This window comes from Lyngbya sp. CCY1209 (genome assembly GCF_055795065.1).
The window spans coordinates 1-17,065 of sequence record NZ_JAYFER010000688.1 but is presented as its reverse complement, the minus strand read 5'-3'; the positions used below and the strand labels follow the sequence as shown (position 1 = coordinate 17,065).

At 56.0% G+C, this 17,065-nt stretch carries 12 protein-coding genes and 1 riboswitch; of the genes, 8 read left to right on the top strand and 4 right to left on the bottom strand.

Annotation, left to right across the window (positions count from 1 at the left end):
- The first annotated feature begins 368 nt into the window (after positions 1–368).
- The 3 genes from AC0QHF_RS28445 to AC0QHF_RS28435 all read left to right on the top strand — a co-directional run bounded on the left by AC0QHF_RS28445 (position 369) and on the right by AC0QHF_RS28435 (position 6,315).
- Entirely contained in the window at positions 369–3,095 is a 2,727-nt protein-coding gene (locus AC0QHF_RS28445) for a M16 family metallopeptidase (protein WP_324707669.1), read from the top strand.
- A 446-nt stretch (positions 3,096–3,541) separates the two neighbouring features.
- Complete coding sequence (gene typA / locus AC0QHF_RS28440) at positions 3,542–5,332, top strand: translational GTPase TypA (protein WP_324707651.1); 1,791 nt, start codon at positions 3,542–3,544, stop codon at positions 5,330–5,332.
- 650 nt (positions 5,333–5,982) lie between these two features.
- Positions 5,983–6,086, top strand: a riboswitch (Glutamine riboswitch).
- Positions 6,087–6,120: 34 nt separating this feature from the next.
- A complete protein-coding gene (locus tag AC0QHF_RS28435; protein ID WP_324707650.1) occupies positions 6,121–6,315 on the top strand; it encodes a hypothetical protein in 195 nt (64 codons plus the stop codon).
- A 154-nt stretch (positions 6,316–6,469) separates the two neighbouring features.
- On the opposite strand, the gene AC0QHF_RS28430 is transcribed toward AC0QHF_RS28435, so the two are convergent.
- Entirely contained in the window at positions 6,470–7,672 is a 1,203-nt protein-coding gene (locus AC0QHF_RS28430; protein WP_324707649.1) for a Coenzyme F420 hydrogenase/dehydrogenase, beta subunit C-terminal domain, read from the bottom strand.
- A gap of 423 nt (positions 7,673–8,095) precedes the next feature.
- Between AC0QHF_RS28430 and AC0QHF_RS28425 the strand changes: the two genes are divergently transcribed.
- Together AC0QHF_RS28425 and AC0QHF_RS28420 are read left to right on the top strand one after the other, a co-directional pair.
- Positions 8,096–9,838, top strand: coding sequence for a WD40 domain-containing protein (locus tag AC0QHF_RS28425; RefSeq protein ID WP_324707648.1), 1,743 nt, complete (start codon positions 8,096–8,098; stop codon positions 9,836–9,838).
- Positions 9,839–9,992: 154 nt separating this feature from the next.
- Positions 9,993–10,802, top strand: coding sequence for an Rpn family recombination-promoting nuclease/putative transposase (locus tag AC0QHF_RS28420; RefSeq protein ID WP_324707647.1), 810 nt, complete (start codon positions 9,993–9,995; stop codon positions 10,800–10,802).
- 335 nt (positions 10,803–11,137) lie between these two features.
- On the opposite strand, the gene AC0QHF_RS28415 is transcribed toward AC0QHF_RS28420, so the two are convergent.
- Positions 11,138–11,935 carry a hypothetical protein gene (locus AC0QHF_RS28415; protein WP_324707646.1) on the bottom strand — a complete coding sequence of 266 codons (798 nt, stop codon included), beginning with the start codon at positions 11,933–11,935 and terminating at the stop codon, positions 11,138–11,140.
- Positions 11,935–12,927, bottom strand: a complete 993-nt coding sequence (locus AC0QHF_RS28410; protein WP_324707645.1) for an aspartate carbamoyltransferase catalytic subunit — start codon at positions 12,925–12,927, stop codon at positions 11,935–11,937. The genes AC0QHF_RS28415 and AC0QHF_RS28410 overlap by 1 nt, the downstream gene beginning before the upstream one ends.
- Before the next feature lie 93 nt (positions 12,928–13,020).
- On the opposite strand from AC0QHF_RS28410, the gene AC0QHF_RS28405 reads away from it, so the two are divergent.
- Positions 13,021–13,569, top strand: coding sequence for a GerMN domain-containing protein (locus AC0QHF_RS28405; protein ID WP_324707644.1), 549 nt, complete (start codon positions 13,021–13,023; stop codon positions 13,567–13,569).
- A gap of 39 nt (positions 13,570–13,608) precedes the next feature.
- On the opposite strand, the gene AC0QHF_RS28400 is transcribed toward AC0QHF_RS28405, so the two are convergent.
- Positions 13,609–14,100, bottom strand: a complete 492-nt coding sequence (locus tag AC0QHF_RS28400) for a hypothetical protein (protein ID WP_324707643.1) — start codon at positions 14,098–14,100, stop codon at positions 13,609–13,611.
- 360 nt (positions 14,101–14,460) lie between these two features.
- Between AC0QHF_RS28400 and AC0QHF_RS28395 the strand changes: the two genes are divergently transcribed.
- Together AC0QHF_RS28395 and AC0QHF_RS28390 are read left to right on the top strand one after the other, a co-directional pair.
- A complete protein-coding gene (locus AC0QHF_RS28395; RefSeq protein ID WP_324707668.1) occupies positions 14,461–15,897 on the top strand; it encodes a circularly permuted type 2 ATP-grasp protein in 1,437 nt (478 codons plus the stop codon).
- 95 nt (positions 15,898–15,992) lie between these two features.
- Entirely contained in the window at positions 15,993–16,979 is a 987-nt protein-coding gene (locus tag AC0QHF_RS28390; RefSeq protein WP_324707642.1) for an alpha-E domain-containing protein, read from the top strand.
- Positions 16,980–17,065 lie beyond the last annotated feature (86 nt).

Here is a 17,065-nt window from a genome sequence, read left to right as displayed (position 1 = left end):
ACATTGAGATGGCAGGATCTCAAACGGGCCAATATACCTTCGGGTCGCGACAGCATTCATTCGATACCCTGCCATTTTGAAAAGAACAGGGTCTCAATTGTCAAAAATGTAACAAAATTAGCGGTTAATAAATTGTCAGGGTTGAACCGCAAACGGACGGTCGTGCCGTCCTAATTTTGGCGAACCAATTGAAGTGGCAGGTACTTCTCGAATGGATGGTCTCTGCCGCCCCATTGTACTGCCCATTTAAGTCCGTTGTTTTTTACTTTCCCCAAACCTCTTCCATGTTGTCTGTCAAGTTGAATCGAAATCATCTACTATATCCTTTATGTAGTCTCGTTGTAATTGTCGCTGACCCTTTGACTCAGGTGATTGCTATCCAACCCTTCCTCCCCGCCTCGAGTTCGGAAGCCGCCCAAACCCGCCCGGGCGATCGCGTGCGCCAAACCGTCCTCGAAAATGGCCTCACCGTTTTGACCAAACCGGTCCACACCGCCCCCGTCGTCACCGTCCAAGTTTGGTACAACATCGGTTCCCGCGACGAGCATCCCGGCCACAACGGCATCGCCCACCAACTCGAACATATGCTGTTCCAAGGCACCGCCACCCGCCCCATCCAATACGGCAGTTTGTTGGAAGCCTTGGGGGGGGAGTTCAACGCCTTTACCGGCTACGACCAGACGGCGTACCACAACACGGTGGAACGGAACGCCTTGGAAGCCGTCCTCATCCTGGAAGCCGATCGCATGAAAAATGCCCTCATCGACCCGGAACTGCTAGAAAAGGAAAAGGGCGTGGTCATCTCCGAATTGCAGGGGGACGAAAACAACCCCCACTATCGCCTCAACCGGGCCGTGATGGAAGCGGCCTTTCCGGGCCACCCCTACGGCCTGCCCATCGGCGGCACGAAAGCGGACGTGGAGACATTCACCGTCGAACAGGTGCGGTCTTACTACGATCGCAACTACCGCCCCGACAACGCCGTTTTGATTGTCGTGGGAGATTTCGACTCCGAATCCACCCTAAAAATAATTCGGGAAACCTTCGGGGTGATCTCCAACCCCGCAGAACCGCCCACCCGCCTGAGTTCCAGGGCGATCGAGAACACCTTTCCGCCCCCGGAGCGACCCGGGGGACAGACGGTCGTGCTGCGGGGGCCCGGAACCGTCCCCTTCATCCAGATCGTCTACCCCCTCCCGGACATCAACCACCCCGACATCCCCGCCCTGAGCGTGTTGGACTACATTTTGGACAACGGGGGGCGCAGTTCCCGCATCTACCGGGACATTGTGGATGCCGGACTCGGCAGCTCGGCGGGGAGCCTTTCAGCCCACCTGAGCGCGGGGGGGTGGCTGGAGCTGTGGGCGTCCCCCGTCCCCGAGGGCGACCTGGACGCGATCGACCGCGCCTTTGAAAATCTGATCGCCAAACTACAGGCGAATCTCGTCTCCCCCGAAGAACTCAATCGCGCCACAACCCAAATTCGCGCCAGTTCCATTTTGGAGAACCGCGACATCACCAGTCAGGCGATGCAACTGGGCCTGGACTCGACGACAGCGGGAAATTACCGCTACACCGAAACCTACCTCGATCGCATCGATGCCGTCACCGCCGAGGACGTGCGCCGGGTCGCCCGCACCTACCTGAAGCCGGAATATCGGACGGCGGGGCGATTTGAACCCGTCGAGGTTCCCGCCGGAGAAACGGTGACGGGCAAAAATGTGGAACTCACCACCGCCCACAGCCACACCGCCGGACATATCCGCACCGGACACCCCACCGAACCGGATACCATTGCCCGTTATCTGCCCCCGGTAGAACCGCCCGCGGCCCACGCCGCCACACCTCCCGAGTCCTTCACCCTCCCCAACGGACTGCGAGTCCTTTTGTTGCCCGACGACCACACCCCCGGAGTCTCGATCCGGGGGCTGATCCGGGCCGGGGAAGAATTCGACCCGCCCGGGAAGGAGGGTCTGGCGACCCTCACCGCCGAGAACTTGATGAGCGGAACCCGCCGCCGCGATGGGCGCTCGCTGGCCCGCAGCCTGGAAAATCGGGGGGCGACCTTGGAGTTTTCGACCCCCCCCGAAGGGGTGAGCATTTCCGGCGTGGCCCTGGCCCAAGATTGGCCGGTCGTCCTGGAAATCCTGGCGGACCTGCTGCAAAACCCCACCTTCCCGAAAGATTGGCTGGACCTGACCGGCCGGCAACAGGTCTCCGAGTTGCTCGAAGACAAGCACGACCCCGCCTATGTCGCCCAGCGGGCGCTCCAACAGCGGCTCTACCCCAAGGAGCATCCCCTGCACCGCTACCCCACGGAAAGCAGTCTCAAATCGATCCGCCGCGCCGACCTGGAGCGGTTTCACCGCGCTCACTACCGCCCCGACGCCACCGCCTTGGCCGTGGTGGGGGACTTCGACCCGGAAACGATGCGATCGCAGATCCGACGGCTATTTGAAAACTGGAGGGCCGGCTCGCCCCCCGCCGGCCGTGCCCTCCCCCCCGTCTCCCCGCCCGAGAAATTCGTCTGGGTCAAAAAGGAAATTCCCGGCCTGGTGGAGTCCGTCACGGCAATGGGATACCCCAGCATCGACCGTCGCGACCCCCGCTACCACGCGGCCCTGGTCCTGAATCAAATTTTGGGGGGCAGCACCCTATCGAGCCGGTTGGGACTGGAATTGCGCGATCGCCTCGGCCTCACCTACGGGGTTTATAGCTGGTTCGACGCCGGGTTGCGGTGGGGGTCCTTCACCATCCAAATGCAGACCGCCCCGGAAAATGCCCGACAGGCGATCGACACCACCCTCTCCCTCCTGAAAGACCTGCGGGAACGGGGGGTGACGGCCGAGGAAGTCCAAACCGCCAAACGCAGCCTGGTGGGGAGCGATCGCGTCGCCCTCGGCGATCCGGACATCCTCGCCGGTGTCATCCTCTGGAACGAAGTCTACGGCTTCCCCCCGTCAGAACTCAACGACTTCCACCACAAAATCGAAGCCGTCACCCCGGCGGAAGTCAACCGGGTGGCCCGGGAACTCCTCCACCCTGATCGCATCGTCGTCGTCACCACCCAGCCGCGGGTGATGTTGGGGTTGTAGGGAGTGGGGAGTCGGGAGTGGGGAGTGGGGAGTGGGGAGTGGGGAGTAGGCAATAGGCAATAGGCAATAGGCAATAGGGAGTGGGGAGTGGGGAGTGGGGGGCAAGCTGATATCTGGTCCGTACCAACTCCCCAATCATCTTTAGATGATTTGAGCTATTAGCTTGGGAATTGATTCCCAAGCGGTGCGGATGTTCCACCCGTTTCTCTCCCTCCGCTCCCTCCGCCCCGACCCTCCCTCCGCTCCCCCTGCTCCCGACCCTCCCTCCGCCCCGACCCTCCCTCCGCCCCGACCCTCCCTCCGCTCCTACTCCCTACTCCCCACTCCCCACTCCCTCCCCTTTCCCAGAAATTTCCCCGACGCGATCGGCCCGATCGGTTAAAATTATTAAGAGATGTGAATTTTTTCCATTTCCAAACAATCTCTGTCATTCAGACCGATTAAGTATGTCTCTTCCCATTCGCAACGTCGCCATCATCGCCCACGTCGATCATGGCAAAACAACATTAGTTGACGCTCTCCTGAAACAGTCCGGGATTTTCCGCGAAGGGGAAGATGTCCCGGACTGCGTGATGGACTCCAACGATATCGAGCGGGAGCGCGGGATCACCATCCTCTCCAAAAATACCGCCGTCCGCTACGGCGACACCTTAATTAATATCGTCGATACCCCCGGACACGCCGACTTCGGCGGCGAAGTGGAGCGGGTCCTCGGCATGGTCGATGGCTGCCTGCTGATCGTCGATGCCAACGAAGGCCCGATGCCCCAAACCCGCTTCGTACTCAAAAAAGCCCTGGAAAAGGGACTCCGCCCCATCGTCGTGATCAACAAAATCGATCGCCCCCGGGCCGAACCCTACGGCGCCGTCGATAAGGTGCTGGACCTGTTCCTCGAACTCGGCGCCGATGACGACCAGTGCGAGTTCCCCTACCTGTTCGCCTCCGGTTTGGCCGGGTACGCCAAGCGGGAACTCGACGGGGAGGGGACGGACATGAAACCCCTGTTCGACGACATCCTCGAACACGTCCCGCCGCCCGTCGGCGACCCCGAAAAGCCCCTGCAACTCCAGGTCACGACCCTGGACTACTCCGAATACCTCGGCCGCATCGTGATCGGCAAAATCCACAACGGCACCATCGCCGCCGGACAGCAGGTGGCTCTGGTGAAGGAAAACGGCGAGGTCGTCCGCGGCAAAGTCACCAAATTAATGGGGTTTGAAGGCCTCAGCCGCGTGGACCTCGAAGAATCCACCGCCGGAAATCTGGTGGCCGTGGCCGGGTTCGGCGATGCCAACATCGGCGAAACCATCACCTGTCCCAACGAACCCCAAGCCCTGCCGCTGATCCGGGTGGACGAACCCACGTTGCAGATGACGTTCTCGGTGAACGATTCGCCGTTTGCCGGCCAGGAGGGTACTTACGTCACCTCCCGGCAGGTGCGCGATCGCCTGATGCGCGAACTCGAAACCAACGTCGCCCTGCGGGTGGAAGAGACGGACTCCCCGGACAAGTTCATGGTTTCGGGCCGGGGCGAACTGCACCTGGGGATTTTGATCGAAAATATGCGCCGGGAGGGCTACGAGTTCCAGGTGTCCCAGCCCCAGGTGATTTACCGGGAAGTCAGCGGCCAGCCCTGCGAACCCTTTGAATATCTGGTGTTGGATGTGCCCGAGGAGGCTGTGGGAAGCTGCATGGAGCGCCTGGGCCAGCGGCGGGCGGAAATGCAGGATATGCGGATGGGCACCAACGGCCGCGCCCAGTTGGAATTCGTGGTTCCGGCCCGGGGTCTGGTGGGCTTCCGGGGCGAGTTCATGCGGATGACCCGCGGCGAGGGGATCATGAACCACAGCTTTTTGGAATACCGCCCCATGAGTGGTGATATTGAAGCCCGCCGCAACGGCGTCTTGATCTCCTTTGAGGAGGGGGTCAGCACCTTCTACGCCCTCAAGAACGCCGAAGATCGGGGCGTGTTCTTCATCACCCCCGGAACGAAGGTTTACAGGGGGATGATCGTCGGGGAACACAACCGCCCCCAGGATCTGGAGTTGAACGTCTGCAAAACCAAGCAACTGACGAACCACCGCTCCGCCACCGGCGATGAGTTGGTGCAACTGCAAGCCCCGGCGGACATGAGTTTGGAGCGGGCGCTCGAATACATCGGCCCGGATGAGTTGGTGGAGATTACGCCGGAGTCGGTCCGCCTCCGCAAGATGAGCAAAAAGTTGGTGAAGCGCTAAAACTGCCCCATTCTACCCGAAGGTAGAAGCATGAATCGCCCATCCCCGAAAGGTTATGACCGGGGGTGGGTGATTTTTTGCGGGCAATTTTCTAGGGTATAGCAGAGAGTCGCTTCGGACAGAGCCGAACTCCCAAAACCCTGATGCATGGGAATCTGACAAAAGCCTGTCCTGAGCTTGTCGAAGGGCTGACGGCTTAAACCTGATGGCTTACTGCTATAAAAGATCAAGGCGATCGCACTGCCACTTTCTTTGGGCATCCTTGCAGTTATAGCAGGCAACAGGCAACAGGTAACAGGTAACAGGTAACAGCTCCGGAAGGCAATCGGGAAAAAAAAACGCCCACTGTCTGAGTTTTAGAGGGGTTCGATGTCCGAACGAGCCGGACGACTGCTATAGAATCTAAGATGGACTTTCCCACATTTGTCGGCTCCTGGGGTCTATCCGTCAAAATACGGAGGGACAGAAGTGAACCGCGATCGCCGGTGCGAAAGTTCCGTAAATCTACAATTACAGCAAAGACAAAAATGTTACATAGTTGTCTTCGATTACTCCGTAAATTTACGTATAGGTAATCATTTGATGACAAAAAAATTAAGAGAAAGTTATTGACAAATCGGATCTGATGCTATAATTGGTAAATACTAGAAAACGTTCATCTCCCCCACCCGCCAAGTTGATTGAATGTTCATTCGATCGCCGTTGGCGAGCTGAGGAAGACGGAAGTAGGGAACACAGCCCGAAGGAACGCGCCACACCGTAACACCTTGTTCGAGGGGGTTCGTACAATGATTGTACCTTCTTTAGTGGCCTTTTCCATCGCTTGCTTGGCAGTCCACCTGAGTATCAATACTTCGGAAGAGATTGTCAAAATTGCAGCCAGAGGGACCGCCTTATTCTGTCTGTTTCTCAGCCTGGTTTACGCACCCTGGTCGGTTTTGCTGATCTTAATCGTCCCGGTGCTAAGTTACAGACTGGCCTGACAGAACGCCTTGGGAATCCGATTTTCGGAATCGACCACAACTCAAAAAAAAAGAACTGAGACGGGGAATTTTAGACCTTAAATTAGCAGGTTTTTGACTGCTAATCTTCCCCCGCCCCGGTCAGGCCTCCAGCAAGGGTCTTTTTTTTATTTTTTTACTCGGGAAGTTGATATTGCTCCACGATCCGTTTGGCAAATTCGGGGACGTGGGCTTCCAACTTTTCGGGATAGTTTCGCTTCACGTACAGGTAATTCCGCGTGAAGTGGGAGTCGATGGAAAAGCGGGCGTATTCCAAGCCCTTGGGCCCCACCCGTTCGATGACCACCCCCATCATTTTCGCGGCCCACATCGGCAGGGTGACGCCTTTATCGTAGGCGGGGATGCTCTGCTGGACGGCTTGGTGGCGATCGCCTTTGGCGGAGACGGGTTGGGTGTCGAGTTGATCTTTGACCAGATCGAGCATTTCCTGTCCGCGATCGTTGCGGACGACGATCCACTGCCACCCAAACGGCGCCCCCATGTAGCCGACGACGAGATCGGCTAGGGAATTTACATAGTCGAAACAACTCAGGCAGGAGGGGGCGAAAATATCCTTGAGTTTGTTGGTTTTTAGGCCGAAAAAGGGCACGGTTTCCGTGGAACCGTCTTCGTGTTTGAAGTGCACCCGGAAGTCCTGCATGAATTCGTAGTGGACGACGGTTTCGGGCGATCGGCTGGTGGTTTCCAGGAACTTCTGGAGTCCCTCGCGGGTGACGTTATCGACGCAGGGGGTTCCGAGGACGTAGAGTTTTTCCAACCCCATTTCTTTTTCGACGGCTCGCAACGCCTGGATCTGGCATCCCACGCCGATGACGAGCAAGCGTTTCATCCCCGATCGCTCTACCTCTTCCAATACGGACAAATTGGGGGAGAGGGTGGGTTTGTTGACGCGGGCGGCGAGCACTTCTTCCGGCGTCCCGGCGATGACGGGTTTGGGTCCGAAGCGGTCCTCTTCGGTATTTTGGACGCAGACGACCCCTTCGACGATGCCCTGGGTGAGCATTTCGCAGGCGATGGTGCTGACGATGCCGGTCCACTGGGCACCCGGAATGGGCTGTTTCTTCCGCGCCGCCATCATATCCTGGTGGACGCCAAAATACAAGTCGTCCGGGCTGTCGAGATCCCGCGATCGCCCGTGGGCTGTGGCTTCGAGCTCGGCGATCTGTTCGTTAAGAAAGGCACAGGCTTCCTTGACATAATGGATGTAGTAGGTGTCGCAGAGTCCGCACTCGCTGCACAGGGCTTTGGCGGGACGGCGGCTCCCCGGTTTCAGGGCTCTGGCTTTCTGATGCTTGGGCGGTTGCTGTACTGAGGTCATTGAAAGCGTGCTTATTATACCTAAGATTTGGTTTAGCACGATATTTGGGCATTTTCACGAATTGTAACAATTTGTAAGATTTCGGGATTTTTAGTGGGAAATCCGTGGAATTACGCTGGTGGATTTTGGGGGGTGTTGATAGGCTGGAAGGGTGAATTAACCACAGAGACACAGAGGACACAGAGAGGGAAGAGCTCCCTAAATCTCCCTTGGTAAGGGGGACTTTGAACGACCTCTTCGTCGGTTTCAAGTGGGGAACATCCCCCTAAATTCCCCTTGGTAAGGGGGACTTTGAACGACCTCTTCGTCGGTCACAAATTCGTACATTTCTGATTGTTTTATGTCCGCCGATAGTCCGGATACAAATTTCCAGAACTTTACATTACTCAAATTATGAATAGTTTTCAGAATCAATCAAAGAATATGACTACGGCGACGACGTTTGTTGTCGGTGGGACGGCGGCGGGGGCGGGAATTTTGAGTGCTGTCGGCGGTATGGGATTGGTGGGAAGTTTCGGCGGCATTGGGATTGGGGCGGCGCCGATTTTGGGGGCGGGGGCGATAACTGGAATGGCGGCTTATGGGGCGTTTCGGGGCATTGCGGAGGGCGATCGCGCGGCGTTTGGGGCGATCGGTTTGGGGGCGGTTTCTGGGGTGACGATTTCTTCGGCTGTGGGGACGATGGGATTGGGAATTGGCGGGGGTGCGATCGCGGTTGGGATGGGTTCGATGGCGATGGCGGGCGGCGTTTTCGGGTTGGGAATTTACGGGGTTTTTAAAATTATTGATGATAGCGTTCCGGGAGAGACGGCAATGCAGGCTTTCGATCGCGTTTCGGATCGCATCGAAGAGGATTTGGCGTTTCAATTCTATTATACGGATGGATGGTTGGAGGTTGCCGAGTTAAGTCTTGAAGCCCGAGAACGGAAATTAAAGCAAAAGTTTATCGATCGTGAAATTGACGATGAGTTGAAAGCGTTGAAAGACGCGATCGGGATGAACTCATCGCAAACAAAATCACCATCTGATACGGAAGAAAAAAACGCATTTAATCCAAATACGGGCGAACCGAACCCGTCCGGTTGGAACCTGATTCACACTATAAAAGCACATCGGGGGAAAATTAATGCGATCGCGTTTGGCGAGGGGAGTCAAACTGTGGTGACGGCGGGATGCGATCGCACGATTAATTTTTGGAATTGTATCACCGGAAAGCGGGATTATACTTTATTCGATGATTCGGAAACTCTGTCTTTATCGGTGAGTTCGGATTCGGAAATTATCGCCGGCGGGAATGGCGACGGAAAAATCAGTCTGTGGAGTTATCGGAATCGGCAATTCTTACGAACCCTCTCGGATTGGCATATTCCGGAACGCAATATGGGTGCGATCGCCCAATTGTGCTTTGTTCCGAATTCCTCTATTCTAATTAGCGGGAGTGGCGATAAAACCGTCCGAGTCTGGGATGCAAAAACCGGGAATTGGAAGCGGATTATAAACGGACACGAAGATCGAGTTTTGTCCGTTGCGGTGAGTTCCGACGGGGAAGCGATCGCCGGCGGGAGTACAGATCGGACAATCCGAATTTGGCATCTCAATAATTATGCAAAACCCCGAATATTTGCCGGACATAACGACTCGGTTACGGCTATTTCATTTTCGCCCGATAACCGAATTTTGGTGAGCGGCAGTGCCGATCGTATGGTAAAATTGTGGAGTCTCAAAACGGGCGATTGCTTGCACACCCTGACCGGACATAAAACCGGGATTTCTGCGGTGGCGTTCAGTCCCGACGGAGGGGCGATCGCCAGTGCGGATTCGGGCGGAACCGTCCGCCTGTGGAACGCGAAAACCGGACAACTTCAACAGATTCTATCGGGGTGCGTGGTGGCGTTCAGTCTCGATCGCAAATACCTCGCCAGTGGCGGTCCGGACGGGACGGTTAAAATTTGGCGTTGGGAACGATTCGATCCGGATAATTTCACCTCTCGCAATTGGTGGCAAATTCTGAACGTGAACCCGGACGCAAATTTGGAAACGGTTCGCGTCGCCTATCGAAAATTAGCTCGGCTGTACCATCCCGATCGCAATTTTTCCCCGGATGCGATCGCCAAAATGCAGCGAATCAACTCAGCTTACGAGGAATTCTTGAAAATGGGGTGTTGAGAGAACCCCTTAAATCCGAGCGAGATGGTTTTTTTACCTCCGTGTCCTCTGTGTCTGGAGTGGTTTTATATCTCTCAACCATAGACAGGCGATCGCCGGGGATTGACCCGACCAAAAAGTTATTCTAAAATCATTGTAGAGTCGGGCGATCGCCGTGAAAACAGATAGTCTCTTCTACCGAATTTTCCAACAGTACCCCCGCAGCTTCTTTGAACTGCTGAACCGTCCCGCCGAAGAGAGCGATCGCTACCAATTCACCTCCGTCGAAGTCAAACAACTCGCCTTCCGCCTCGACGGACTCTTCCTGCCGACAACGGAAGATCGCGATCAGCCCTTTTACCTAGCAGAAGTCCAATTTCAACCCGACGACAACCTCTACTATCGCATTTTCGCCGAACTGTTCCTCTACCTGCGACAGTACCAACCCCCCCACCCCTGGCGAGTCGTCGTCATCTACCCCAACCGAGGCGTCGAACGGGAACAGTCCCTCCATTTCAACTTGCTGCTGAACTCCGAAGCCGTCACCCGCATTTATCTCGACGAGTTGGAGGATGAAAACGCTCTGGGAGTCGGTATCATTAAGTTAGTGGTCGAATCCGAATCTGCCGCGATCGCATCGGCCCGACGGCTACTCGAACAGGCCGAACAAACCCTCCCCCCAGTATCGATTCGACGCGATATCATTGACATCATAGAAACCATTGTTGTTTACAAACTGCCCGAACTGAGTCGCGAGGAGATTGCCCAAATGTTAGGACTCACCGATTTAAAACAAACCCGATTCTATCAAGAAGCCTTCGCCGACGGTCGCCAAGAAGGTGTGCAAGAAGGTGTGCAAGAAGCAACGATAAATTTTGTCCGACGTTTGGCTAACTTGGGAAATAGTCCGGAAGCGATCGCCCAACTTTTGGGTTTGCCTTTAGAGGAAGTTCAACAAATTTTAGAATCTCCCAATGAGGATTGATTGGGTGATAGCATTTCTCAACCTTGCAAGGTACGGTTCTGGCATCAAAGTCCCCCTTTTTAAGGGGGATAATGGGGGATCTTTCAGGTTCCATCGGCTCAGAAACGGGCGAAAAATGTCCGTCCATCACGGTTCCGGCATCAAAGTCCCCCTTTCCAAGGGGGATTTAGGGGGATTTTTCGGGTTTCATCGGCTCGAAAACTACGATATTCCCCGGCAATCACCTCCCAGAAATAGGCGGCAAACGTCCGTCCATCACGGTTCGGGAATCAAAGTCCCCCTTTCCAAGGGGGATAATGGGGGATCTTTCAGGTTTCATCGGCTCGAAAACTGCTCTATTTTCCGGTAATCACCTCCCAGAAATGGGCGGAAAATGTCCGTCCATCGACAGCGACCCGCATTTTTTTCGCCCAACTGTAAACCTCAAATTGGATCAAATTGCGATCGCCCGAACCGGAAATCGAAATATCTCCCAAAACGACGATCCAATGATTCGGATGGGGAACCAAAGGGGGTTGATCTTCCAACAAACCGCCCGAATTAATCAACGCGATCGCCACGCCGCCCCCATTCAAAATCGCGGCGGTATTTTCCAACACATTGATATCGCCGAACAAATAAGCATTGTTTGACTTGACATCGGAATAACCCAAGATTTCCCGAGTCCATCCGGCGATTTCCCAAGGTTTCGTTATTCCTGCCAAATTCCTCACCAGGTCGGGGGATGCGGGTTCCACGGGGAGGAAAATATTTTCCGATTCTCGCAAGGTGGAAAGGATCATCCAATCCACCTCCGGCATTTGGAAATTGCCCCGACTTTCCCGCAGGCGAGGCGAGGCAGAAATCCACCGATCGCCCCAGGTGTGAAAACCGCCGATTTGAAATAGATTTCGGCAGATTTGAACGTAGCGAACCGGGTCCCGGCGGATCAGTTCAAAAACGATCGCCGCCGGACCGCAAAACGGCTGTCCCCCCTGGCGGAGGCGAAACGGATCGTCCAGACGCGATCGCATCCCGGCAACAATCCGATCGCGATCCAACCCCGGCCACACCCCCGGAACCCGCGATCGCTCGAATTGGGCGATCGCCTCCCGGGCCCGTCCCACCTGTCGCGGGTCGGGGAGGGGCAACATTACCGCCCCCGCCCCACGCCGATCAGGTATAATAGCGCCATCCGCACAGCGATCCCGCTGGTCACTTGTTGGGAGATCAGGCTGAAATCCGGGTTATCCATCAACTCCGAACTGATTTCCACCCCCCGGTTGACCGGACCCGGATGCAGGACTTTCACCCCCGGACGGCAGGATTTGAGGCGATCGCTCGTAATGCCGTACTGCTGATGGTACTCCCGCAGACTCGGCAGCAGGTGGGCCGTCATCCGTTCCTTTTGCAACCGCAGGGTCATCACGAAATCCGCGTCCGCCAACGCCTCCTGCAAATTCCAGTGTAAAACTAACTTTCCGGGGCGATCGCGGCCCAGGGTTTCAAACGGTTTCGGCAGCAGCGTTGGGGGTCCGGCCAGATGCAATTCCATGTCCGTCGCCGTCAGACTCCAGATATTGGAACGGGCCACCCGCGAGTGGAGGATGTCCCCGACGATCGCGATTTTTTTCCCCCGCAAAAGGTCGATCCGGGGCTTTTCCGGGTCGAGAATCCGGCAGATGGTGAACAGATCCAACAACCCCTGGGACGGGTGTTCGTGTTGTCCGTCCCCGGCATTCAAAATCGCCACCGCAGTCCCGAGGCGGTCCATCTCCGCAGCGATCGCCAATGGGACCCCCGCTTCCCGGTGGCGGATCACCATCATGTCCGTCCCCATCGCCAGATAGGTTTTCGCCGTATCTAAAATAGTTTCCCCCTTCGTCAGGGAAGACGTTCCGGGGGCGAAATTCAGGGTATCCGCCGAAAGCCGTTTCGCGGCCAATTCAAAGCTGTTGCGGGTCCGGGTGGAGGGCTCAAAAAACAAATTGGCGATCACCTGACCTTGCAAGGCGGGCACCTTCTTCGTCCGGCGTCCGAGCACCTCCCAAAAGCTGGTGGCCGTCTGGAGGACGGTATCGTATTCGTCCGGCGTGAAATCGGCCAGGGATAAGATATGTCGGCGATTCCAAGTAGTCGTGGTCATGGTTGGGGGGAAAACGGAAGTCCGGGTGGTCGATTGCTGAGTAAACCCTCAAAGGGCCGAATAGTCAACTGTACGACCCGCGAAATTTAAGCCATGAATAGTATCCAACACTTTTGGACGCCTTGGGTGGCGAGTTTGATTGTCCTGGGTTTGGTCGCCTGCGACATCCCCCCTGGGGAGGACCGGGGAGCGACCCTTCCCGAACCGACCCCCACCCCCACCGCCGCGGCCCTGAAACCGGAGCGATCGCCCACGCGGCCCCCCCTCAAACAAGCCACCACGCCACCCACGGAAACCGTCCCCATCATCCTCTACAAAATCGACCCATCCTGTCAAAATCTCGTCCCCTCCCAGGCGGTCGTCCCCGCCTCGGAGTCCCTGGAAGCGGCCGTCGGACAGGTTATGGACAATTTCGAGTCGGCGGATTTTTCCCTCGGATACCGCATCATCCGCGATCGCGATCGTCAAACCGTCACCATCGATTTTCGGGTGCCCGCCACCGCCGATCGCGTTTTCACCTCCCTCTCCACCTGCGAACAACTCGCCCTCTTCGGCAGTCTGAGAAAAACCCTCACCCAAAACCCCACCTGGCTAATCCAACAGGTCTACTTCACCCAAAACGGAGAAGAAATCGCATTGTAAAAAAACGAAAAAAGGCGAATAATCAACAATTATTAATTGTTAATTGTTAATTGTCCTAATCTGTCGCCAGCGAGTTTTCAGAAACAGCCAGAACGGGAACTGGTAGGCTTCCGCGATCAGCCAGAAGACCAGGAACAGGTGGGAGAAAAACGCCACCCCCGTCCACACCAGGGGAAACCACGTCCAATCGGTGCCCGATGCCGGGGGAAAAATGACGGCGGACGCCCCGATCAGGGTCGGCGGGAAGACCACCAAAACCAACGCCGCCACCCAGTAGACCCACGTCAACTCCAAATTTCCGATCTGTTCGCCTTTCCAGGTCGTCCCGTTCCACCGCCAGATCAGAGGCGGGTCGCGATCGATCATTGTGATGCGTTGCCGTTCCGGTTCGATCGTGAGAATATGGCGGCAAACGTTGCAGCCGAAAGCTTCGGTCAGAGTCAGGTTGGAAATCTGGCCGCAACGGCAGACCGGACAGGGGTAAATGCCGTCGTAGGTGAGACGATTGTTTCCGTTGGAGGAGATTTGCATATCGACAACTGACGTTCGAGACAACAGACTAGAGTAATTCTTAATGATTTTTTCAGCCTCAATCGGATCGATGTATTTGAAAATATAAAGACTCAGAGATTTGCCGGTGTCGCGATCGGCGATCGCGATCGCGATTTCAATGATGACTGTAACACAATTAGTCAGATGGCAAATCGACGGCGTTGCGGCGGGTCTTGACGCCCGACCGGGCCTTCCGACTCGGCGGGACGTACAAAGCGGGTGCGGAGAAGACCGACAGCGCCCAAATGGGGACTGAAAATCAGTATCATCCGTTACAGTTTCCCTGACAACACAACCCCTTATTATTCAGATCAGTTAGAGCAGTTGGGGCAAGAACCAGTGCTATTTGATTCCTACGATCCAGGTGACTTCTACGATGAATTATTCGTCGCCAAGGGACAACCTCGGCCCGAAGGCAAGCTGTTAATCGACCGACTCAACGCCCTGTCGCCGGACGAGATTCGGGTGCGACAGCAGGCCGCGAAAAGCGCCATGATGAAATTGGGCGCGACGTTCAACGTCTACAGCGACAACGAGGGGACCGAGAGAATTCTGCCCTTCGACATGATCCCCCGCATCGTCTCCGCCTCGGAATGGGCGGACTTGGAAAAGGGACTCAAGCAGCGAATTCACGCCCTCAACCTGTTCATCGCCGACATTTACGGGGAACAGAAGATCGTCCGGGACGGCGTGATTCCGATGGATTTGATCGCCTCCTCGAAAGGATTTCTCCAGCCCTGCATCGGGCTCAAGCCCCCCCACGATATCTGGTGTCATATTACCGGAACCGACCTGGTGCGCGATCGCGATGGGCAGTGGTACGTCCTCGAAGATAATATGCGCTGCCCCTCCGGCGTCTCCTACGTCCTCGAAAACCGGCGGGTGATGAAAAACACCTTCCCCCAAATCTTCGCCACCTTGGGCATCCAACCCGTGGATGAGTACCCGGGCCACCTCCTGGACACCCTCCTCAACCTCGCCCCCCCCCACATCGGCAACCCGACGGTGGTGGTGCTGACGCCGGGAATCTACAATTCCGCCTACTTTGAACATTCCTTCCTCGCCCAACAGATGGGGGTGGAACTGGTGGAAGGCCGGGATTTGGTCGTCGTCGATGGTTACGTCCAAATGCGGACCACCAAGGGCCTGCGGCGGGTCGATGTCATCTACCGCCGCATCGACGATACCTTCATCGACCCCCTGACGTTCAACCCGGAATCCCTCCTGGGGGTTCCCGGCATCACCGATGTCTACCGCAACGGCCGGGTCGCCCTCGCTAACGCCCTCGGGACGGGGGTCGCGGACGACAAGGTGATTTACGCCTACGTCCCGCAAATGATCCGCTACTATTTGGACGAAGACCAACTGCTGCCCAACGTCCCCACCTACCTGTGCTGGGAACCCGACCAACTCGAGTATGTGGTCGCCAACTTGGACAAATTGGTGGTCAAAGCCGCCAACGAGGCGGGGGGCTACGGGATGCTGGTGGGCACCCAGGCCACGGCGGAAGAACGCCAGGAATTTGCCGGACGCATCCGGGCGAATCCCCGCAACTACATCGCCCAACCCACTTTATCCCTGTCGCGGGTTCCGACCCTTCTCGGCGATACGTTTGAGGGCTGCCACGTCGATTTGCGGCCCTATATCCTCTACGGTTCCCAAGGGGTTTACGTCCACCCGGGCGGGTTGACCCGGGTCGCCATGAAAAAGGGATCTTTGGTGGTGAATTCTTCCCAAGGGGGCGGGAGTAAAGATACCTGGGTTTTGTGCAATTAACGCTGGGTAAATTTGGCTTCGTTTGACTGTATCTAACAATGGCAATTTCCCCATTTTTTTCAGTAAAAATTGACGTTTAATTTCGAGTAAAAATTATGCTGAGTCGTGTCGCCGATTCGATCTATTGGCTCAACCGCTATGTGGAACGAGCCGAAAATATCGCCCGATTTGTCGATGTCAACCAAAATTTGCTGTTGGATGCCCCGTCGGGAATGCAGCAACAGTGGCGGCCTTTGGTGCTGACCACGGGAGATTTGGAACTGTTTGAACAAAAGTACGGGGAGGCGACGGCCGAGAATGTAATCCGGTTCCTCACCTTCGACAACGACTATTCCAACTCGATTTTATCTTGTCTGCGGTTGGCGCGGGAAAATGCGCGATCGGTGCGGGAAATTATCTCCTCGGAAATGTGGGAACAGGTGAACGAGTTTTACATGATGGTGCGGGAGGCGGCGATGGGAGAACAGCCCTATTACCTGCCCGAATTTTTCAATCAGGTGAAGCTGCAAGGTCACTTGTTCGCCGGGATCATGGATGCGACCATGACTCACAATGAGGGGTGGCATTTCGGACGCATGGGGCGGCTGTTGGAGAGGGCGGATAAAACCTCTCGAATTCTGGATGTGAAATATTTTATTTTGCTGCCCTCGGTGCAGGATGTGGGGACGACCTTGGATGAGGTGCAGTGGATCGCTCTGTTGAAGTCGGCGAGCGCCTACGAGATGTATCGCAAGCGCAGCCAGCACCGAATTACCCCCTTCGGCGTGATCGAATTTTTGATTTTGGACCGGGAGTTTCCCCGGGCAATGCAATATTGTTTTTTGCAGGCGGAGCGATCGCTCCAACACATCACGGGGAGCACGCCGGGAACCTGGCAAAATCCCGTCGATCTGGAGTTGGGGCGGCTGCGATCGGATTTGGATTATCTGATGGTTGACGATATCATGAAGCGGGGATTGCACGAGTTTCTCGACAATTTGCAAAACCGCATCAATTTGGTCGGAAAGCGAATTTTTGAAACCTTTTTCGACTTGAAAGCTTTGCCGGATGCGATCGGGTTTTCTCAGAGTCAGGCGAGTTGAAAAGTGAACAGTGAATCGTTGGCGGGCAACCGGGGACGGTTGCCACCACGGGTTTTTTCCATTTTCACAGAGTCAGGCGAGTTGAA